This window comes from Phytopseudomonas flavescens, assembly GCF_900100535.1.
GTDB lineage: Bacteria > Pseudomonadota > Gammaproteobacteria > Pseudomonadales > Pseudomonadaceae > Aquipseudomonas > Aquipseudomonas flavescens.
Window position 1 is genome coordinate 41125 of record NZ_FNDG01000010.1, and the last position, 20384, is coordinate 61508.

Consider the following 20384-nt stretch of genomic DNA (forward strand, 5'->3'; position numbering starts at 1 on the left):
ACTTTTTATGAACCGGATGATCACCGCCCACTTGCAGCGCGCCTCCACACTGGCGCTGGCTGTGCTGCTTGCCGCCTGCGGCCAGGATTCCCGCGAGCTGGGTGAACGCAGCGCCCTGGGCCTGAATCTGCAGCACCCCGATGCGCTGATCGAGAGTGCCTCGCTCAGCCGTCTGCCCAAGGATCTGCTGGCGGTGCCGCTGCTGCGCGACACCCTCACCGAAGACTTCGTCTTCTACTACGAGCACAACGCCGACCGCCTCGGGCTGGTTGGCAGCCTGCGGCGGATCATCTACGAACGCGACCTGAAGCTGCGTGACAACCTGCTCGACGAGCTGCTCGACCAGCCCGCCGACGTCGCTCTGTGGAAGGGCGCCGATGGCAAGCTCAAGCATTTCCTGATGGTCATGCAGCGCGGCGGTCTGGCCAAGGTGCTGGAGCCGCTGGCCCATGTCGCCCTGGACGACAGCCAGCTGAAGCAGGCTGGCGAGCTGCGCGTCGATGGCAGCAGCGTGCAGCTGTATCGTCTCAACTATCTGGGCGACCGTGCCCTGCTGCTGGCCAGCCATGGCGACAAGCTGTTGGTGCTGTCTTCACCTGGCATGCTGTTTGGCGAGGACGACAAGCTCGGCCGCCAAGCCGTGGAGTCGGTGGAGTCCCTGCTCGACGGCGACAACCCGTTTGCCAAGCGCTTCGGCCTCAAGGCCCGTGAGCAGGAGCAGCAGCGCATTTCCCTGAGTGGCGAGTATGTCGCCCTCGGCTACCAGCGCTTCTTCCCGGCCTTCGCCGGTTTGCGTTTCGAAAAAGGCGAGGGCGGCTGGAGCAGCTTCCTGGCCCTGAACGAAGTCGATGACCAGCCGCGCCTGGATTTCACGCCGATCTGGAAAGCCATGCCGATGGGCGCCAGCGCCTGTGTGGCGGTGCCCGTGGCGCCGGGCAGTGCCGAGAAACTGCTGGCCAAGGTCGGCGCCAGCGAGCAAGCCAGCGAAGACCTGCGCAAGCGCCTGGGCAACGTCGCCGGCCTGTGCTGGTACGCCGACTCGCGGCTGCACTCGCCGTTGCTGGTCGCCCATCTCGACGAAGCCGCCACGCCTGAGCTGGATCAGGCTATCGGCGGGCTGTTCGACGGCATGATCGGCGCCTTCGAGCCCAATGCCGAGAACGGCCGCTTCCCGGTGGAAAGCCAGAGCACTGCCGATGGCCATACCTGGCGCCGCGAGGTGGGTTCCAATTTCGGCCAGTACCCGGCCGAGCAGAGTGCAATGCCCGATGCGCTGGTTTCCCAGGGGTTCTTCCGGGTGAGCCTGGCGCGTCAGGGGCAGACGCTGCTGTTCTCCCTGGATGACCGGTTGGTGGACAAGGCGCTCGATACGCTCGGCAAACGCTTCCCGCCGCTTGCCGAGGTGCTGCCCGCCGATGGCCTGGTGCCCGGCTATCTGGCACCCGAGGGGCTGTCGCGCCTGCTCGAACAGGAAACCCTGGACAGCCTGCCGGCCAACTACGAGCCGGTATTCCGCAACGCCGCCGACACGCATCTGCTGCCCAAGCTGCGTGCCATGGGCGGTTATGGCCAGTTCGCGCTGACGCTGCCGAAAGACACCGAAGCCGATGACGATTGGAAATGGGTGCCCCTGGAATGGCGCGCTCTTTGAAACCCATTCTTGCTGGCCTGTTCGCCATGCTCCTGGCGTTGAGCCTCTGCGCCCGCGCCGAGCCAACGCCAGAGTCGGTGCCCGGCCTGAACCCCGAGCAGTCGCAGATATTCCGTGCCTGGTTCGTGCGTATCGCCCAGGAACAGCTGCGCCAGGGACCGAGCCCGCGCTGGCACCAGCAGGACTGTGTTGGCCTGGTGCGCTTCGCTGCCAACGAAGCGCTGAAAGTGCATGACGCCAAGTGGCTGCACGCCAATGGCCTGTCCAATCGCTACCTGCCGCCGGAGCTGGAACTGGACGACGCCCAGCGCCGTCTGGCGCAGAACTGGCAGCAGGGCGGCGGCAAGCAGGGCCCCTACGTCAATGCGATCAAGATGATCCAGTTCAACAGCCAGTGGGTCGGCCGCGATCTGAACCAGGCCCGCCCCGGCGACCTGATGTTCTTCGATCAGGGCGATGACCAGCACCTGATGATCTGGATGGGCCGCGACATCGTTTACCACACCGGCACCACCACTCCCACGGATAACGGCATGCGTGCCGTCAGCCTGCAACAACTCATGACATGGAAGGACACCCGATGGATACCCGACGACGCCAACCCCAACTTTATCGGCATCTATCGGCTGAATTTCCTCGCGCGATAAGCCGCCTCCTTTGCCTGGCGTTGTGCGCAATTCTGCCGTTCGCCGTCCAGGCCGAAGACGAGGTGCCGGCGGGCAACTACACGCCGCTGTCCGGCGAGTCGTTCTTCCTGCTCGCCGACTCAAGCTTCGCCGCTGACGAAGTGGCCACGGTACGCCTCGAGGCGCCAGGCCGTGATTACCGCCGCTATCGCATGGAAGGCTACGGCGGGGTGGACATGCGCCTGTATCGCATCGAGCAGCCGCTGGAGTTTCTCAAGCGCCAGAAGAACCTGCACCGCGTGGTCGCCGAGGGCCAGTTCAAGGGGGAAGGGCTGTCCAATACCCTGTCCTACCTGTGGGACAACTGGTACCGCAAGTCTCGCCGGGTGATGCAGCGTGCCTTCTCCTACGAGTCGCGCAAGCAGGTCACCGAGGAAGCGCCTGAGCTGAAGATGGGCAGCGCCATCGCGGCCCCCACCGAGTACACCCCGCAGGTGCAGTTCGCGCCGATGAAGGGGCTGCCGCTGGTGGCCGAGTTCCGCTATCCGTTGTGGGAAGCCAAGCCCATCGAACCGCCGGCGGGTGTCGACCTGTCCGGCTCGTCGAGCAACTTCGTCAGTGTCGCGCCAGGTAACGTCTACGTGCCGCTGGGCAAACTGGAGCCGGGCCTGTACCTGGCCGAGGCGATCATCGGCAAGTACCGCGCCACCACCGTGGTGTTCGTTTCCAACACCGTGGCGGTGAGCAAGATCGCCGGTGGCGAGCTGCTGGTGTGGACGGCCGACAAGCACCAGGGCACGCCAGTGGCCGATGCCAAGCTGCTGTGGAGCGATGGCCTGGGCGTGATGACCAGCGGCAAGACCGACGCACAAGGCCTGCTGCGCCTCGGCCATGCCAGCCCGGAGCGTTCCTACGTGATCGGCGAGGACGCCCAGGGCGGTGTGTTCGTCTCCGAAAACTTCTACTACGACAGCGAAATCTACGACACCAAGCTGTACGCTTTCACCGACCGCCCGCTGTACCGCCCCGGTGACTGGGTCGAGGTGAAGATCGTCGGTCGTGAGTTCAAGAACGCCCGCGACTCGGTGGCCGCCGGCACCGCGCCGATCAGCCTCAGCGTGCTGGACGCCAACGGCACCGTGCTGCAGACCCAGAAGCTGGATTTCGACAGCGCCCGTGGCGGCCAGGGCCGCTTCCAGCTGCCGGACAACGCCGTGGCCGGCGGCTACGAACTGCGCTTCGCCTACCGCGACCAGCAGTACAGCAGCGCCTTCCGGGTGGCCGAGTACATCAAGCCGCACTTCGAAGTGTCGCTGGACCTGGACAAGCCGGACGTGCGCACCGGTGAGCCGGTCAAGGGGGCTCTGGTGCTGCTCTACCCGGATGGCAAACCGGTGGTGGATGCCAAGGTGCAGTTGAGCCTGCGCGCCCAGCAGCTGTCGATGGTCGACAACGAGCTGCAGTACCTCGGCCAGTTCCCGGTCGAGCTGACCAGCAGCGAAGTGAGTACCGATAGCCAGGGCCGCGCCGTGCTCGACCTGCCGGCCGCCGACAAGCCCAGCCGCTACCTGCTCAGCGTGTTCGCCAGCGATGGCGCCGCCTACCGGGTCAAGACCAGCAAGGAAATCCTCATCGAGCGCGGCGCCGCCCGCTACCGCCTGAGCGCGCCGCAGCGCTTCAGTTCGGCTGGCCAGGCGGTGAACTTCGCCTATCAGAGCGAGGGCGTCAGTGAGCGCAAACCGGCCCGCTACGAGTGGGTGCGCCTGGAAGACCAGAGCACCGGCAACGGCGAGCTGGCGGCGGACGCCAAGGGCTTCGAACTGAACTTCGAGCGCCCCGGTACCTACAGCGTCACCCTCAAGGACAGCAGCGGCCTGATCCTCGGCGCCACCGGCCATTCGGTCAGTGGCGAGGGCGTCAAATCCGTCGCCGGCACCATCGAGATCGTGCTCGACAAGGCCGAGTACCAGGCCGGCGACGAAGCCCTGGCGCTGATCACTTTCCCCGAGCCGGTCAGCGATGCGCTGCTGACCCTGGAGCGCGACAAGGTCGAGGCCACTGCGCTGCTCTCCAGGGGCGGCGACTGGCTCAAGCTCGAGCGCCTGTCCGACACCCAGTACCGTGCGCGGATCCCGGTAGGCAATGATTTCTCGCCGAACATCACCTTCTCCGCGCTCTATACCCGTGGCGGCGATTACAGCTTCCAGAACGCCGGTATCAAGGTCGCCACGCCGCAGATCGACATCGCCATCAAGACCGACAAGGACGTGGTGCAGCCGGGCGAGCTGGTCACCGTCGAGCTGAGCACCCTGTTCGAAGGCAAGCCGCTGCCGACGCGGCTGACGGTCAGCGTGGTGGACGAGATGATCTACGCCCTGCAGCCGGAGATCGCCCCGGGCATCGATCGGTTCTTCTACCACCCACGGCGCAACAACGTGCGCACCAGCGCCAGCCTGTCGTTCATCAGCTATGACCTGGCCCTGCCGGGAATGCCCAGTGCACCGGGCCGCGCTAACCGCAGCGAGCGGGGCGTCAAGGTACTGGAGCGGCCACGCCGTGAAGAGGTCGACACCGCTTCCTGGCAGCCGGATCTGGTCACCGATGCGCACGGCAAGGCACGGTTCAGCTTCCGCATGCCCGACTCGCTGACCCGCTGGCGTATCACCGCCCGTGCGGTGAGCGCGGACGGGCAGGTCGGTCAGAAGCGTCAGTTCGTGCGCTCGGAGAAGCCGCTGTACCTGAAGTGGAGCGGCCCGAGCCGCTTCCGGGTCGGCGACAAGCCGGCACTGGGGCTGTTCGCCTTCAACCAGGGCGAAGAGGGCGCCAAGGCCGAACTGCTGATCCGTCATGGCGAGCAGCAACAGCGCCGTGACGTGGTACTGGCCAAGGGCATCAACTACCTGCCCGTCGAGGACGCGGTGATCGCCGCCGGCGACTTCAGTGCCGAGCTGCGCCAGGGCGACAAGCTGGCAGATGCGCTGGCCGTGAATCTGCGCACGGTCGCTGCGGGCTGGCAGCAGGTGCGCAGCACGCGCCTTTCGGCTTTCCCGGGCAGCACGGCGTTGCAGTTGCCTGCCGATGCCAGCCAGGTGCAAGTGCGCCGGGAGGACAGTGGGGCCGGTCTGTTCGGTGCGGCCCTGGATGACCTGCTCGCCTACCCCTATGGCGGTGTCGAGCAGACGGCCAGCCGTCTACTGCCACTGAGCCTGGCTTACCCGACCCTGGCGGCGGGAGAGCCGCGGGTCAAGGATCGCCTGCGTCTGGTCATGCAGAACAGCCGCCTGCGCCTGGTGCAGATGGCCGGGCCGGAAGCGACCTTCACCTGGTGGGGCGGCGATGCCGATGGCGACGCCTTCCTGACCGCCTACGCTTATTTCGCCGACTGGCACGCCAGCCGTGCGTTGGCGATCCCGTTGCCGCCCGAGCACTGGCAGCGCCTGCTGGAGCTGTATGCCAAACGCGCTCAGGACACGCCATTGCTGCAACGCGCGCTGATCATCGCGTTCTCCCGAGACATGGGCTTGCCGGTGAAAACCCTGCTCGAAGGGCTGGTGTATGACCTGGCCGCGGCAGGCGAAGGCGGGGAAGTGGTGCTTGGCGAGGGTGACAGCCTGGTGATGGCTGCGCCGGATTCCGCGCTCGGTCTGGCGATTGCTCGCGAGCTGGGCGTCAAGCTGGCGCAGCGCGCTGGCGTGCCGATAGCGCAAGAGCTGCTCGCGCAGATGGATGCTGCGCGAGGGCGTCTCGCCGAGAGCCAGTCACCCTTCGTCGACGCCGTCGGTCTGTATCTGGATGGCCCGGATCGCCAACGGGCTCAGCGCCTGCTCGGCGAGCTGGCGCCTGCCCAGGCAGGCCTGGAACGCGCCCTGGCGCTGACCTGGCTGCAGCCGTCGCTGGATCTGCGTGGTACCCAGCCCGCGCTGGTACTGCAAGGCGACTGGCAGGCCGTGGAAGGTGCGAGCGGAGAAACCTACTGGCAATGGAACGGCGCTCAGCCGCCCCAGGCCCTGGTGCTGGCCGGGGATCTGGATCAGCCAAGCGACGTGCGCCTCGACTACCAGAGCGCCCAGGCGGCGCCGAGCAACGTGCCGGTGACCTTGAAGCGGCGGCTGCTGCGCCTGGTGCCGAGCGACAAGGCGTTCGAGTTCCGCGCCGAGGAAGTCGGCAAGGACGAGATCTCCAGTGCCGACCTGTACCTGGACGAAGTGACCCTGAGCAGCGAATCCGAGCAGACCCTGCGCTACGGCATGCTGGAAGTGCCGCTGCCACCGGGCGCCGATGTGGAACGTACCACCTGGGGGATTCAGGTCAGTGGCCTGGGCGGCGATGAAGCCTCGGCGCTGGAAAAGGCGCGCAACGAGTCGGGCGAGCTGAGCTACGCCGTACCGGTGGACAGCCTGCAGGGCGAACTGGTATTGCGCCATCTGGTGCGTTTTTCGCAGAAGGGTGAGTTCGTGTTGCCGCCAGCCCGTTATGTGCGCTTGTATGCGCCCGGGCAGCAGGCGCTGGAGGCTGAACCCGCGCTGCAGAAGGTAACCGTTGAATAAGTACGGCTTGCTAGCTTCGCTGGCCCTGCTGACCGCCCTTGGTGGTTTGGCAATGGCCGGCCAGGCGCCGCTGTCGCTGGCCTGGCAGCGGGCCGATGGCAGCGAGCTGCTGCGTTTGGACGGGCAGCGGCTGCTCAGCCGCGAACCCTTGTCCGAGAACCTGCAGGCGCCACTGGGCAGCCTGTGGAAGCTGTTCGTCTATGCCTATCTGGTCGACACCAAGCAGCCGGATAACGGCTATCAGTGCCGTGGGCAGGACAAGGAAGAGGTCTATTGCTGCAACCCGGGCGGGCGCATCGACCGGGATCAGGCGCTGGTCAAATCCTGCGGCCTGTATTTCGAGCAGCAGAATCTGCAACTGGCCGAAGATGACTGGTCGCGCTACTGGCAGGCTCGAAAGGCGCCGAGCTGGATCAGCGAGCGCCAGCGCCTGGCAGCGGATACCCGCGTTTCGGTTCAGCAATTGTTGACGCAACTCGGGCAATTGCCGGCCCAGGCCGATGCGCGCAAGGTGCTGCTGGACGTGGTGCTGGGCGGCGACGGCTCGACCATCAGCGCCCTGGGCAGCCGGCTGCGGGTAAAAACCTGGAGCTGGCTGGCCGATGGCGATCCCCAGGCGCGGCAGGGCGGTTTTGCCGGCTGGCTGGCCGATGGCACGCCAGTCTGGGCGGGTGGCTCGGGCACCAGCAGCATGGTGCTCAAGCGCCATGCCGAGGCGCTCGGCCAGGTGCTGCCAACAGCGTGGCCGCGCGAGGCCGGCAGCTGCGTCGAGGTGCGCCTGTTCGCCCGCTATCCTGTGCGCCAGATACGCCGTGAGGGTAACGACGCGGCAGTGGAGCCAGGCGCGCTGAACGGACGTTACGAGGTCGAGTTCATTAACGGCAACCGCTTGCCTATCGAAAGCCACGGCGAGCTGTTCCTTGAGCGAAGCAGCGAAGGGTTGCAGCTCACTGCCCATCTGGATCGCGAGGACTATGTGGCCCGCGTGCTGGATCGCGAAGCCTCGGCGCAGCCCGCCGAAGCCGCCAAGGCATTGGCCATCGCTGTCCGTACCTACCTGCTGCAGAGCGCCGGGCGCCGCGGTGAATGCCTGAGCATCGATGACAGCAGCGCCAACCAGCGGGTGGCGCCGCGCCCGGCCAGTCAGGGCGCACGGGATATCGCCGCGTGGACGGCCGACCTGGTGCTGGCCGGCACGCCTGTGACCTATCACACGACCCAACCCGGGCCTGATCGCCTGGCCTGGACGCAAGCCGTCGAGCAGGCTGGCAGCGGCCTGCGTTATGACGCCATCCTGGCCCGCGCCTTTCCTCGCGCCACGCTGAGCCGCTGGGACGAACCGGTAGCCGCTTGCCAACCGATTACTGCCGCCGAACAGTGGCTGCGCAAGCAGCGTCGCGACTGGCGACAACGACTGGACGGCGAGCCCGGTTACGAGGAAATCCAGCAGTTCGCCGTCTGCCAGCTGGCCTCCGGCCGGCCTTCGGTGGATCGCGAACGGCAGCGCATCTACGTGCGCGGCTTCTTTTCCCTGCAGGATCGCCTCGATCTGACCCACGAATACCTGCACCTGGCGTTCGCCGCCCACCCCAATGGACAGGACGAGGCCTATGTAGAAAGTCTCGCCCGCACCCTGTTACTGGAATGACATCATGGCTCCGATGAATCCGCTGTTCGTTTCGTTGTGTCTGGCTCTGCTCTCGCCGTCGCTGCTGGCCGACGTACAAATCGACGCACCAAGCGGCGGTTGGCGCGAGGGCGGCGCCGATGGCGCGCAGTTCAGGCAGCAGGTCAACTACCCGGCATCAAGCGTCAACAGCGCCGCCAATCAGGCCGATACCGCCCGTATCAAGGGCGCGATCAGCACGCTGGGGAAAGATGGCAAGACACCCGGCCGACTGGTCGTCAACGGGGTCAGCATGCCGCTGAAGATCGCCGAAGATGGCAGCTTCGATCGTCCCTTCGTGTTCTCCGAGGGCAGCAACAACGTCGAGGTGCGCAGCCCCGATGGCGCTCAGCGCCGCCGTGTGCAGTTCTACAACCGCGGCAGCGGCGAAACCCCGGCGCGCTTGCGGGTGGTGCTGTCCTGGGACAGCGACAACACCGACCTCGACCTGCACCTGGTGACACCCGATGGTGGCCACGTCTGGTACGGCGACCGTTCCCTGGCCAACGGCGCAGCCCTGGATGTGGACGTGACCACCGGCTACGGCCCGGAGATGATCGCCACCGCGACACCGCTCAAGGGCCAGTACCTGGTGTACGTGAATTACTACGGTGGTGGTTACGGCTACGACGAAGACGGCGAGAGCACTGCCCAGCAGGTTCTCACCACCGGGCAGATCACCGTGATCAGCGAAGAAGGCACGGTCAACGAAAAGCAGCAGAGTTTCCTCGTGCCGATGCGTACACCGGGCGAGCTGACGCTGGTGCAGCGTTTCAGTTACCCCTGAGGTCATGGCCGCAGCGCCGTTGCGCAAGCATCGGCGAGTCGTGACGGCAAGGCCGGCCGGTCAGGCCTGGCGTTTGAGCACCAGGGTGAGGATGTCGTAGCTGGCCACCAGTTCGCCGTTCTGGTTGGTGACCTCCACGTCCCAGGCGACCACGCCCTGGGGTTCGTCCTTCGGGCTGAGCTTGCCCTGGTCGATCTTGCGCTTGCAGGTCAGGCGCGCCTGGATAGTGTCGCCGATGCCCACCGGGTTGATGAAGCGCAGGCTGTCCAGGCCGTAGTTGGCCAGCACCGGGCCGGCCCCCGGGGAGACGAACAGGCCGGCGGCCGCCGACAGCACGAAATAGCCGTGGGCGATGCGCTTGCCGAACTGCGATTCACGGGCGGCGATCTCGTCGAAGTGCATGTAGAAATGGTCGCCCGAGAGGCAGCCGAAGTTGACCAGATCGGCTTCGGTAACGGTACGCCGATGGGTCAGCAGCGACTCGCCGATCTGCAGGTCTTCGAAGTGGCGCCGGAACGGATGTACTTCAGTCTCGTACACCTGGGCGCCGCGCACGTATTCGCCGGTGACCGCCATCAGCATGCTGGGCGAGCCTTGCACCGCTGCGCGTTGCAGGTAGTGCTTGACCGCGCGCAGGCCGCCCAGCTCTTCGCCGCCCCCGGCCCGACCAGGGCCGCCGTGCTTGAGTTGCGGCAGAGGCGAACCGTGGCCAGTGGATTCCCCAGCGGATTCGCGGTCGAGGATGTGCAGGCGACCGTGCAGCGCGGCGGCAGCGGGCACCACGCGGGCTGCGACCTGCGGGTCCTTGGTGATCAAGCTGGCGACCAGGCTGCCTTTGCCGCGGGCGGCCAGGGCGATGGCTTCGTCGATATCGTCGTAGCTCATCAGCGTGGTCACCGGGCCGAAGGCTTCGATGTCGTGGGCGCCGCCTTCGGCGTGTGGATCGCGGCTGCGCAGCAGGGTCGGGGCGAAGAACGCCCCCTCGGCCACACCGTCGCCGCGTGGGCTGAAACCGTCACGGGCACCGAGCAGCAATTCGCTGTTGGCCAGCAAGGCTTCGACGCGCTCGGCGACGTCGGCCTGTTGTGCATGAGAGGCGAGGGCGCCCATCTTCACGCCTTCCACGGAAGGGTCGCCGGCGACGACTTTGCGCAGGCGTTCGCGCAGTTTTTCCGCCACGGCATCGGCATGCCTGGCCGGCACGATGGCACGGCGGATGGCGGTGCATTTCTGCCCGGCCTTGACCGTCATTTCGCGGGCGACTTCCTTGACGAACAGGTCGAACTCGGGATCGTCCGGGGTGACTTCCGGGGCGAGGATGGCACAGTTCAGCGAGTCCGCCTCGGCGTTGAACGGCACCGAGTTACGGATAAGGTTGGCGTTGACCCGCAGCTTGGCGGCGGTGTCGGCGGAGCCGGTGAAGGTCACCACGTCCTGGCCTTGCAGGCGGTCGAGCAAATCGCCGGTGCTGCCGACGATCAATTGCAGGCTGCCGGCCGGCAGCAGGCCGGACTCGTGCATCAGGCGTACGGCGGCCTCGCTCAGGTAGCTGGTGGCGGTGGCCGGCTTGACGATGCACGGCATGCCGGCGAGGAAGCTCGGCGCGAATTTTTCCAGCATGCCCCAGATCGGGAAGTTGAACGCATTGATATGCACCGCGACGCCGCCGCGCGGCACCAGGATATGGCTGCCGACGAAGGTGCCGAGCTTGCCCAGCGGCATGGCCGGGCCTTCGTGTACCAGGTTGCCGGACGGCAGTTCGCGGCGACCCAGGCTGGCGTAGGCGAACAGGGTGCCGGCGCCGCCTTCGATGTCGACCCAGCCGTCGCCCCGGGTCGCGCCGCTGTGGTGGGACAGGGCGTAGAGTTGTTCCTTGCGTTCGAGCAGGTACTTGCCCAGCTCGCGCAGGCGCGATGCGCGTTGTTGGAAGTCCAGCGCCAGCAGCTCCTTGAGCCCCTGCTGGCGGGCATGGGCGAGGGCTTCGGCGAAGTCGATGGACTCCTCGTGGGTGCGGAACAGGGTCTGGCCGTTGATCGCGCTGCGCAGGGCGCTGGCGCCGTGCTGGCCGATCCAGTGGCCGCCGATGAAGCTCTGCAGCGTGGGGACGTTACTCATCAGGTGTTCTCCTCTGGAGATGGAGGCCGGCGACGGGCACCGGCACGAAACAGGGGCGCCCTACCAGAGCGCCAGGGTGTAGCCGAGGATCAGGCGGTTCTCGTCGAGATCGGTGCTCAGGCCGCCGCCCGAGCGAAAGGTGACGTTGCGCCAGCGCAGGCTCATGCCCTTGAGCCGGCCGCTCTGCACCACGTAGGCGAGGTCGGTATCGCGTTCCCATTCTTCGCCGTCATCGCCGCTGGCGGTCGTCGCGTTGCGTCCATCGACGTAGCGGGTCATGAAGCTCAGCCCGGGAATGCCGAGGGCCGCGAAGTCATAGTCGTAGCGCAGTTGCCAGGCGTCGGTGCCGGCGCGGGTGAAAGTGTTGAAGGTCACCAGGTTCACCGAGTAGGGATCGCCGCCGTTGAGGAAGGGGAAGGCGCTGTCGCCCGACATGCGTTGCCAGCCCGCGCCGACGCGGTGCCCGCCATGGCTGATGCTGAGCATGCCGTTGAAGTTGCGGTTGTCGATGCCCCCGGCGCGCTCCTGGCCGTGGCCGCGGCTGTCGAAATAGCGGATATCGCTGCGCAGGGCGAAGCCGCCGCCGAGGGTCTGGTCGTGCACCAGGCCGAAAAATTGCTGGCGATAGATGTCTTCCAGCCGGCCGTAGTAGTAGCTGGCCGTCAGTTGCGGGGTGAAGGCGTAGCTGGCGCCGGCGAAGTCGAAGGCATCGCTGCTGGCGCCTGCATAGCCGATGTCGTCGCGGCTCGACGAATCGCGCAGGTTGGCGCGGGTCAGGCGGCCGCCGTTGAAGGTGAGCCCGTCGATGGCCGTGGAGGTCAGCAGGCCGCCCTGGAAGCTCGAGGACAACAGCCGCGTGTCATTGTAGGTGACCACCGGCAGCAGGGGTTGCAGGGTGCCGAGGCGCACTACGTTGTCGAAGGCGCGCAGCTTGGCGGTCAGCCCCAGTTCGCTGTAGTCGTCCACGGGCTCACCGCTTGCCGGGTCGAACGGCAGCAAGCCGCTGCCGCGGCGGTCGGCGCTGCTGTCCAGCTTCACGCCGAGCTGGGCCATGGCGTCGAGGCCCACGCCCAGCGTGCCTTCGGTGAATCCTGATGCGACCCGTGCGGTGAAGCCCTGGGCCCATTCCTCCGTCTTGGCCTGGGGCGCACCGCTCTGGCGGAAGTCGCGGTTCAGGTAGACGTTGCGCGCCTCGAGGCTGGCCTTGCTGTCTTCGAGGAAGGCGGCGCTGGCGTAGCTGCCGAGGCAAAGGCCGAGGGCGGACATCAGCGAGGCCTGGATACGGATATTGTTCATTGTTGTGGTTCCGTGTGGATCAGTGGCGGCTGGCGGCAGCTGCGCCGAGACCGGTCATGGAGCGGATGAACTGGGCCAGGTAGCGGCCGCGTTCGCTGGCGCCGCGCGCCGAGCGGTCGGTCACCGAGAACGCCCAGGCGCCAAGGAATGCCAGGGTCATGGAGAACAGCGCCGGATTGGACCAGGGGAACAGCGCGCTCTGGTTGTTCAGTACCTTGACCCAGACCACCGGGCTGAGCACCAGCAGCGCCACGGCCGAAACCAGGCCGATCAGGCTGCCGGCCACGGCGCCGCGGGTGGTCAGGCCTTTCCAGAACATGGAAAGGATCAGCACCGGGAAGTTGACCGAGGCGGCGATGGCCAGCACCAGGCCGGAGAGGAACGCGATGTTCTGCGACTCGAAGAGGATGCCGAGAACCACCGCCAGCACGCCGATCACCAGGGTGGCGATACGCGACATGCGCATTTCTTCCTTCTCGGTGGCCTTGCCCTTGCGAATCACGCAGGCGTAAAGGTCATGGGCCACCGCCGAGGCGCCGGACAGTGCCAGGCCTGCCACCACGGCGAGGATGGTGGCGAAGGCCACGGCCGAGATGAAACCGAGGAACAGGCTGCCGCCCACGGCGTGGGACAGGTGCACGGCGACCATGTTGCCACCACCGATGATGGCGCCGGCGGCGTCGCGGAACGCCGGGTCGGTGCCGACCATGACGATGGCGCCGAAGCCGATGGCGATCAGCAGCAGGTAGAAGTAGCCGATGAAACCGGTGGCATAGAGCACGCTCTTGCGCGCTTCGCGGGCGTCTTTCACGGTGAAGAAACGCATGAGGATGTGCGGCAGGCCGGCGGTGCCGAACAGCATGCCGACGGCCAGTGAGAGGGTGTCGATGGGGTCGGCCAGCAACCCGCCCGGCGCCATGATCGCGGTGCCCTTGGCATGCACGGCAGCGGCGCCTGCGAACATCGCCTCGAGGCTGAAGTTGAAGTGACGCAGAACCATGTAGGCCATGAAGGTGGCGCCGGAGAGCAGCATCACCGCCTTGATGATCTGCACCCAGGTGGTGGCGAGCATGCCGCCGAAAGTGACGTAGCAGACGATCAGCACGCCGACCAGCATCACCGATTGCACGTAGCTGATGCCGAACAGCAGCTCGATCAGCTTGCCGGCGCCGACCATCTGCGCCATCAGGTACATCAGTGCCACGATCAGCGTGCCCAGGGCCGCCGTGATGCGGATCGGCGTCTGCTCCAGGCGATAGGAGACCACGTCGGCAAAGGTGTACTTACCCAGGTTGCGCAGACGTTCGGCGATCAGGAACAGGATGATCGGCCAGGCCGCGACGATGCCCAGGGAGTACAGCAGGCCATCGAAGCCAGCCAGGAAGATCATCGCCGAGATACCGAGGAAGGACGCGGCGCTGATCATGTCGCCGGCGATGGCCAGGCCGTTCTGCAAGCCACTGATACCGCCACCGGCGGTGTAGAAGTCGCTGGCCGAGCGGGTGCGGGTGGCGGCCCAGCGGGTGATGCCGAGGGTGAAGGCGACGAACACCAGGAACATGCCGATGGCGTGCCAGTTGAGTGGCCGCGCGGCGGCATCCGCGGCGAACACGCCAGCGCTGGCCAGCAGGCCGGCAGCGAGGAGGAGCAGGGGAGCCGTTCTCATGGACGGGGCTCCTGCATCAGTTTCGCCGCCAGCGGGTCGATCACCTTGTTGGTGTGGCGTACGTAGATGGCGGTGAGCACGAAGGACAGCACGATCACCGCCGCCACCACCGCGATGCCGACGCTGGTCACTCCGTTGCCAATGGGCTGAGCGAGCAGGTGCGGAGCGAAGGCCATGACCAACACGAAGCCGAAATAGATCGCCAGCATGCACAGGGTCAGGGTCCAGGTCAGGCGCTGCTTGCGCCGCACCAGCTGGATGAAGTCGGGGTGTTGCCGTAGGTGCTCGAGGTCGTGCGGGGTCATGGCTGCGCTCTCTTTATTGTGATTGTCGAGACGGTATTGCCGGGGCGTTGCGGGTGTAAGGGGGCGAGCGGCCCACCGAAAGCGCGTTAGCTGCGCTCAGATCTGGTCGAAATCGAGTACCACCTTGTCGCTGATCGGGAAGGCCTGGCAGGACAGCACGTAGCCGGCCGCCACTTCGTAGTCTTCCAGGGCGTGGTTGCTGTCCATTTCCACTTCGCCCTCGATGACCTTGCACTTGCAGGTCGAGCACACGCCGGCCTTGCACGAATAGGGCAGTTCGGCGCCGGTGGCGTTGCCCGCATCGAGCACGCTCTGGGTGTTGCGCGGCAGGTCGAAGGCGAGGGCGCGGCCGTCGCTGATCACGGTGACCTGGCTGACGGCCGAGTCCAGCTCACGTGCGGCTTCGCGGGCTTCACGACGCTGCGCGCTGCCGGCTGCGGCGAACAGTTCGAAGTGGATGCGTTCAGCCGACATGCCGTTGGCCGCGAGCTGGTCGCGCACGGTTTCGGTCATCGCCTGGGGGCCGCAGATGAAGGCTGCCTCCAGCGACTTGACGTCGATCCAGCGGCTGAACAGCTGGCCGCATTTGTCGGCGTCGATGCGCCCGTTGTAGAGGTCGATGTCCTGCTGTTCGCGGCTGAACACGAAGATCAGGTTGAGGCGCTGCAGGTAGCGGTTCTTCAGGTCTTCGAGCTTGTCGCGAAACAGCGCGCCAGAGCTGGAACGATTGCCGTAGAGCAGGGTGAATCGGCTGTTCGGCTCGCGCTCCAGGGTACTGGTGATGATCGACAGGATCGGCGTGATGCCGCTGCCGGCGGCCACGCCCAGGTAGTGGCCATGACGGTTCGGGTCGAGCGGCACGTAGAAGCTGCCGGCGGGTGGCATCACCTCCAGTTGCTGGCCGGCCTTGAGCACTTCGTTGGCATAGGCCGAGAAACGCCCGCCCGGCACGCGCTTGATCGCCACGCGCAGCTCGCCGTCCTCGACGCCGCTGCAGATCGAGTAGGAGCGGCGCACTTCTTGGTCATCCAGCTGGGTGCGCATCACCAGGTACTGGCCCTGGGTGAAACGGAAATCGTCCCGCAGTTGCGCCGGCACGTCGAAGGCGATGGACACGGCGTCGCGGGTTTCCTTGCGGACTTCCTTGATCGTCAGGCTGTGAAAGTGGCTCATTATTGTTCTCCCGCTGCACGGCGCGACGCGCTCAGATGCATTTGAAATAGTCGAAGGGCTCCAGGCACTCGCGGCACCGGTACAGCGCCTTGCAGGCCGTCGAGCCGAACTGGCTGAGCAATTCGGTGTGCGCGCTGCCGCATTGCGGGCAGTGCACCTGCGGGCTGTCGCCGAGCAGGCTGCGCTTGCTGCTGCTGCCCACTGGCGGGGCGATGCCATAGGCACGCAGACGCTCGCGGCCGAGGTCGCTGATCCAGTCGGTGTTCCAGGCCGGGGTCAGGCGCCGTTCCAGGTGCGGCCCGTTGAAGCCGGCCTGCTCCAGGGCTTGACGGATGTCGCCCTCGATCACCTCGGTGGCCGGGCAGCCCGAGTAGGTCGGCGTGACCACCAGATGCAGGTGCCCGGCTTGCCAGTCGAGATCGCGGACGATGCCGAGGTCGACCACGCTGACCACCGGCACCTCCGGGTCCATCACCTGTTCCAGTACCGACCAGGCGCGCGCCAGGTCGTCGGCCTGGCCGGCACGGGCGCCGCGGTCGCTGGCGATCAGCTCACCAGGTCGCATCGGGGTAGGCTCGCGGCAGGAACTGCATCTCGGCCAGCAGCAGGCCGAGGTGCTCGCTGTGCAGGCCGCTGCGGCCGCTGAGGTAGAAGTAGTGGGCGGCAGGCGGCAGTGGCAATTCGACCGAGGCGAAGGTGTCTTCCACCTGCTTCAACCAGGCGCCGGCGACCTGCGCCGGATCGGCGGCGATGCCCGCGGCGGCCAGAGCCTTTTCGCCCTCGCTGCCAGCGGCCAGTTCGACGGTGAAGCGCCACAGCGCGGGAACCGCATCGAGCATGCGTCGACGGCTTTCCTCGGTGCCGCCGCCCAGGCGTTGCAGCCACTCGCTGGAGCGGCGCAGGTGATAGGTGACTTCCTTGAGGGCCTTGGCGGCGATCCCGGCGATACGTTCGTCGCTGGAATCGCACAGTCCTTCGAGTACCTGGAAGTGCCAGGCATCGTAGAGGAACTGCTTGGTCATGGTCACGGCGAAGTCGCCGTTGGGCTGCTCGACCAGCAACAGGTTGCGAAAAGCGCGCTCGTCACGGCGAAAGGCCAGGTCATCGGCGCTGCGCCCGTCGGCCAGCAGTTCGGCGGCGTATTCCAGCCAGTTGCGTGCCTGGCCGACCAGGTCGAGGCCGACGTTCATCAGCGCCAGTTCCTCTTCGAGGGCCGGTGCCTTGCCGCACCACTCGCACAGACGCTGGCCCTGGATCAGGGCGCTGTCGCCGAGCAGCAGCAGGTATTGGATGAGGTCTTCTTGCTTGTGCATGGCGACCTCACATGTGTCCGACTTCGTCGGGCAACTCGTAGAAGCTGGCATGGCGGTAGACCTTGTCGTCGGAGGGGACGAACAGCGGGTCTTTCTCGTCCGGCGAGGAGGCGACGATCAGCGCCGACGGCACCACCCACAGGCTCACGCCTTCGCTGCGGCGGGTGTACAGCTCACGGGCGTTCTCGATGGCCATGGCGGAATCGGCGGCATGCACGCTGCCGACGTGTTTGTGATTGAGGCCGTGCTTGCTGCGCACGAACACTTCGTAAAGGGTCCACTCGGACATGTTCTTGATCTCCGGATCAGGCAGGCTTTTTCGCTCAAGCGGCGTTGCGCTTGGCTTGTTGTTTTTTCGCGTAGGCCACGGCGGCCTCACGGACCCAGGCACCGTCTTCGATGGCCTTGCGGCGTGTGGCGACCCGTTCCACGTTGCACGGACCGTTGCCCTTGAGCACTTGATAGAATTCGGCCCACTGGATATCGCCGAAGTCATAGTGGCCGCGCGCCTCGTTCCACTTCAGGTTCGGGTCGGGGGCGCTGCAGCCGAGCAGCTCGAGCTGCGGCACGGTCTGGTCGACGAAGCGCTGGCGCAGTTCGTCGTTGCTCTGGCGCTTGATCTTCCAGGCCATGGACTGGGCGCTGTTCGGCGAGTCGGCGTCGCTCGGGCCGAACATCATCAGCGATGGCCACCACAGGCGGTTGATCGCGTCCTGGACCATGTCCTTCTGCGCCTGGGTGCCGTGGCGCATCATGGTCAGGAGGATTTCGTAGCCCTGGCGCTGGTGGAAGCTTTCTTCCTTGCAGATGCGCACCATGGCGCGCGAGTAGGGACCGTAGGACGTGCGCTGCAGCACCACCTGGTTGACGATGGCGGCGCCATCGACCAGCCAGCCCACGGCCCCCATGTCGGCCCAGCTCAGGGTCGGGTAATTGAAGATGCTCGAATACTTGGCCTTGCCGCTGTGCAGCTTGGCGATCTCTTCGTCACGGTCGGCGCCGAGGGTCTCCATGGCGCTGTAGAGATACAGGCCGTGACCGGCCTCGTCCTGGATCTTGGCCATCAGTTGCAGCTTGCGTTTGAGGCTGGGCGCGCGCGTCACCCAATTGCCCTCGGGCAGCATGCCGACGATCTCCGAGTGGGCGTGCTGGGAAATCTGTCGAATCAGGGTCTGCCGGTAGGCGTCCGGCATCCAGTTCTTCGCTTCGATCTTGATCTCGGCATCGATCTTTTCCTGGAAGGCGCGTTCCTCTGGGGCCATTTCATCCAGCGCCTTGATGCGCTTGACGCCGGTCTCGACGAGTTGTGCGTACATGCTGTGCCTCCGGCTTTTCGGTTGTTGGGGTGGGCTTGGGCCATGGGTGTAGTTTTAAGCGATACAGGAATAAATATCAAACTAAAAATAGTGTGTTGTGTTTGTTTTTTGTATCGCTTTGGGCCGCTGTTGAGAGCAGCATCCAGAACCGTGGCAGCTTCGGCTGGTTTGTTGAGGTATATGGTGTTGCGGCGGAGGTATTCGGTTGGAGGGAGGGCTTTTCTGGTAAAAAGTAAAGCGATACGGTTTTTTTATTTTAATCCGGTTGCTGATGTTTAATTTTTTCGTAAAGGGATACCGCTGTGAGGTGGCGGTGAGGGCTGCTGCTGCCTGCTTGGGGAGAGGGATAGGGGCACACGAGGGAGGGCGCCCAGATAAATCCTCAGCCATGAAAAAGCCCCGCACAGCAGGTTGTGTGAAAACTACTGCACTCGGTCATGCGGCGTAAAAACCGGCTCAAAATGCTCATTTACAACTCGTAAACTGCGCTTTTTCGCCGGTTTTTGCCTTGCCTGACCTTCGCTCGCTACGTTTTCACACGGCCTGACAGGCGGGGCTTCGTTGCAGCGCTAAACGATCAGGCGCGCGGACGATTGTCGAACACGTGACACGCCTTGCCCTCGGAGCGTTTCAGGGCGTGGAACGGTTGGATCAGTACCCGCGAGCTGATGCCGATGTGGGTCTTGATCTGTTTGCCCAGCTCGTCCGCGACCTGCTTCTGCTGCGGCGCTTCGAGGTTTTCCAGGCCGTGCTTGAGCTCGACGTGCACGTCGATGCTGTCCAGGTTGCCGTTGCGGTGCAGGTGCAGTTCGTAGACTTCGGCGAGCTGCTTGATCTTGAGGATCTGCTCCTCGATCTGCGTCGGGAACACGTTGACCCCGCGGATGATCAGCATGTCGTCGCTGCGCCCGGTGATCTTGTCGATGCGGCGCATCGGCCGCGCGGTGCCTGGCAGCAGGCGGGTGAGGTCGCGGGTGCGGTAGCGGATCATCGGCAGCGCTTCCTTGGACAGCGAGGTGAACACCAGCTCGCCCATCTCGCCGTCCGGCAGCACCTCGCCGGTCAGCGGGTCGATGATCTCGGGGTAGAAGTGGTCTTCCCAGACGGTCGGGCCATCCTTGGTTTCCGCGCATTCCATGGCCACGCCAGGGCCCATGATTTCCGACAGGCCGTAGATGTCCAGGGCGGTGATGCCCATGCGTTCCTCGATGGCGCTGCGCAGCTCCTGGGTCCAGGGCTCGGCGCCAAAGATGCCCAGGCGCAGCTTCAGCGAGTGCGGGTCGATGCCCTGGCGCTCGATTTCGTCGGCCAGGTTGAGCATGTAGGACGGCGTGACCATGATGATGTCCGGCTGGAAGTCGCGGATCAGTTGCACCTGTTTCTCGGTCTGGCCGCCGGACATGGGGATCACCGTGCAGCCCAGGCGCTCGGCGCCGTAGTGGGCGCCGAGGCCACCGGTGAACAGACCGTAGCCGTAGGACACGTGGACCTTGTCGCCGCGCCGGCCACCGGCTGCGCGGATCGAACGGGCGACCACGTTGGCCCAGGTGTCGATGTCGTTCTGCGTATAGCCGACTACCGTCGGCTTGCCGGTGGTACCGCTGGAGGCATGCAGGCGCACGACTTCGCTCTGTGGCACGGCGAACATGCCGTAGGGGTAGTTGTCGCGCAGGTCGTTCTTGCCGGTGAAGGGGAACTTGCCCAGGTCTTCCAGGCGCTGGAGGTCGTCGGGGTGGACGCCCGATTCGTCGAAGCGCTGACGGTACAGCGGCACGTTGTCATAGGCGTGTTTCAGGCTCCAGCGCAGGCGATCGAGCTGATGCTGGCGCAGTTCGTCGACGCTGGCGGTTTCCATCGGGTCAAGCAAGGCGGTTTTTGCGGTCATGGTCGTTCACTCGAATTGTTCTTGTTGAGGTCGTGCCT

15 protein-coding genes are annotated in these 20384 nt (G+C 65.6%); 5 read left to right on the top strand and 10 right to left on the bottom strand.

The genetic code is table 11. The annotated features are described in order from the left end of the window. Positions 1-7: 7 nt before the first annotated feature. Genes BLR94_RS14250 through BLR94_RS14270 form a run of 5 tightly spaced genes read left to right on the top strand, consistent with a single transcriptional unit; the run spans position 8 to position 9277 of the window. Positions 8-1651: a DUF2138 domain-containing protein gene (locus tag BLR94_RS14250; RefSeq protein ID WP_084306609.1), complete on the top strand. Its 1644-nt coding sequence runs from the start codon at positions 8-10 to the stop codon at positions 1649-1651. Next, positions 1636-2298 carry a DUF1175 domain-containing protein gene (locus tag BLR94_RS14255; RefSeq protein ID WP_090423713.1) on the top strand — a complete coding sequence of 221 codons (663 nt, stop codon included), beginning with the start codon at positions 1636-1638 and terminating at the stop codon, positions 2296-2298. Before BLR94_RS14250 ends, BLR94_RS14255 begins: the two co-directional genes overlap by 16 nt. Beyond that, positions 2232-6824, top strand: coding sequence for an alpha-2-macroglobulin family protein (locus BLR94_RS14260; RefSeq protein WP_175154234.1), 4593 nt, complete (start codon positions 2232-2234; stop codon positions 6822-6824). Before BLR94_RS14255 ends, BLR94_RS14260 begins: the two co-directional genes overlap by 67 nt. Positions 6825-6876: 52 nt before the next feature. After that, positions 6877-8472 (top strand): DUF2300 domain-containing protein, encoded by a 1596-nt coding sequence (locus BLR94_RS14265; protein ID WP_084306613.1) that lies wholly within the window; start codon positions 6877-6879, stop codon positions 8470-8472. Between the two features lie 13 nt (positions 8473-8485). Then, on the top strand, positions 8486-9277 hold the full coding sequence (locus BLR94_RS14270; RefSeq protein ID WP_084306861.1) for a YfaP family protein: 792 nt from the start codon (positions 8486-8488) through the stop codon (positions 9275-9277). A gap of 60 nt (positions 9278-9337) precedes the next feature. Here BLR94_RS14270 and paaZ read toward each other — a convergent pair whose 3' ends face one another. The 10 genes from paaZ to paaK form a co-directional block, all read right to left on the bottom strand. Continuing rightward, positions 9338-11392, bottom strand: a complete 2055-nt coding sequence (gene paaZ / locus BLR94_RS14275) for a phenylacetic acid degradation bifunctional protein PaaZ (RefSeq protein ID WP_084306615.1) — start codon at positions 11390-11392, stop codon at positions 9338-9340. Between the two features lie 60 nt (positions 11393-11452). Beyond that, positions 11453-12688, bottom strand: a complete 1236-nt coding sequence (locus BLR94_RS14280) for an OprD family porin (RefSeq protein ID WP_084306618.1) — start codon at positions 12686-12688, stop codon at positions 11453-11455. A 19-nt stretch (positions 12689-12707) separates the two neighbouring features. Continuing rightward, the gene (locus tag BLR94_RS14285) at positions 12708-14354 is read right to left on the bottom strand and encodes a cation acetate symporter (RefSeq protein ID WP_084306620.1); all 1647 of its coding nucleotides are present in this window, start codon (positions 14352-14354) and stop codon (positions 12708-12710) included. Beyond that, the gene (locus BLR94_RS14290; RefSeq protein ID WP_084306622.1) at positions 14351-14659 is read right to left on the bottom strand and encodes a DUF485 domain-containing protein; all 309 of its coding nucleotides are present in this window, start codon (positions 14657-14659) and stop codon (positions 14351-14353) included. The genes BLR94_RS14285 and BLR94_RS14290 overlap by 4 nt, the downstream gene beginning before the upstream one ends. Positions 14660-14755: 96 nt before the next feature. Beyond that, complete coding sequence (gene paaE / locus BLR94_RS14295; RefSeq protein ID WP_084306624.1) at positions 14756-15832, bottom strand: 1,2-phenylacetyl-CoA epoxidase subunit PaaE; 1077 nt, start codon at positions 15830-15832, stop codon at positions 14756-14758. A gap of 31 nt (positions 15833-15863) precedes the next feature. Further along, a complete protein-coding gene (paaD, locus tag BLR94_RS14300; protein ID WP_084306626.1) occupies positions 15864-16397 on the bottom strand; it encodes a 1,2-phenylacetyl-CoA epoxidase subunit PaaD in 534 nt (177 codons plus the stop codon). After that, positions 16384-17145, bottom strand: a complete 762-nt coding sequence (paaC, locus tag BLR94_RS14305; protein ID WP_084306627.1) for a 1,2-phenylacetyl-CoA epoxidase subunit PaaC — start codon at positions 17143-17145, stop codon at positions 16384-16386. The genes paaD and paaC overlap by 14 nt, the downstream gene beginning before the upstream one ends. A 7-nt stretch (positions 17146-17152) precedes the next feature. Beyond that, positions 17153-17434, bottom strand: coding sequence for a 1,2-phenylacetyl-CoA epoxidase subunit PaaB (paaB, locus tag BLR94_RS14310; RefSeq protein WP_084306628.1), 282 nt, complete (start codon positions 17432-17434; stop codon positions 17153-17155). Positions 17435-17468: 34 nt separating this feature from the next. Continuing rightward, positions 17469-18461, bottom strand: coding sequence for a 1,2-phenylacetyl-CoA epoxidase subunit PaaA (gene paaA, locus BLR94_RS14315; RefSeq protein ID WP_084306629.1), 993 nt, complete (start codon positions 18459-18461; stop codon positions 17469-17471). A 577-nt stretch (positions 18462-19038) separates the two neighbouring features. Then, a complete protein-coding gene (gene paaK, locus BLR94_RS14320; RefSeq protein WP_084306631.1) occupies positions 19039-20346 on the bottom strand; it encodes a phenylacetate--CoA ligase PaaK in 1308 nt (435 codons plus the stop codon). Positions 20347-20384: the final 38 nt, after the last annotated feature.

Coding starts and splice junctions, on each gene's coding strand:
- BLR94_RS14250 (WP_084306609.1), top strand. CDS start 8: ATGAACCGGATGATCACCGCCCACTTGCAGCGCGCCTCCACACTGGCG.
- BLR94_RS14255 (WP_090423713.1), top strand. CDS start 1,636: ATGGCGCGCTCTTTGAAACCCATTCTTGCTGGCCTGTTCGCCATGCTC.
- BLR94_RS14260 (WP_175154234.1), top strand. CDS start 2,232: ATGGATACCCGACGACGCCAACCCCAACTTTATCGGCATCTATCGGCT.
- BLR94_RS14265 (WP_084306613.1), top strand. CDS start 6,877: ATGGCCGGCCAGGCGCCGCTGTCGCTGGCCTGGCAGCGGGCCGATGGC.
- BLR94_RS14270 (WP_084306861.1), top strand. CDS start 8,486: ATGAATCCGCTGTTCGTTTCGTTGTGTCTGGCTCTGCTCTCGCCGTCG.
- paaZ (WP_084306615.1), bottom strand. CDS start 11,392: ATGAGTAACGTCCCCACGCTGCAGAGCTTCATCGGCGGCCACTGGATC.
- BLR94_RS14280 (WP_084306618.1), bottom strand. CDS start 12,688: ATGAACAATATCCGTATCCAGGCCTCGCTGATGTCCGCCCTCGGCCTT.
- BLR94_RS14285 (WP_084306620.1), bottom strand. CDS start 14,354: ATGAGAACGGCTCCCCTGCTCCTCCTCGCTGCCGGCCTGCTGGCCAGC.
- BLR94_RS14290 (WP_084306622.1), bottom strand. CDS start 14,659: ATGACCCCGCACGACCTCGAGCACCTACGGCAACACCCCGACTTCATC.
- paaE (WP_084306624.1), bottom strand. CDS start 15,832: ATGAGCCACTTTCACAGCCTGACGATCAAGGAAGTCCGCAAGGAAACC.
- paaD (WP_084306626.1), bottom strand. CDS start 16,397: ATGCGACCTGGTGAGCTGATCGCCAGCGACCGCGGCGCCCGTGCCGGC.
- paaC (WP_084306627.1), bottom strand. CDS start 17,145: ATGCACAAGCAAGAAGACCTCATCCAATACCTGCTGCTGCTCGGCGAC.
- paaB (WP_084306628.1), bottom strand. CDS start 17,434: ATGTCCGAGTGGACCCTTTACGAAGTGTTCGTGCGCAGCAAGCACGGC.
- paaA (WP_084306629.1), bottom strand. CDS start 18,461: ATGTACGCACAACTCGTCGAGACCGGCGTCAAGCGCATCAAGGCGCTG.
- paaK (WP_084306631.1), bottom strand. CDS start 20,346: ATGACCGCAAAAACCGCCTTGCTTGACCCGATGGAAACCGCCAGCGTC.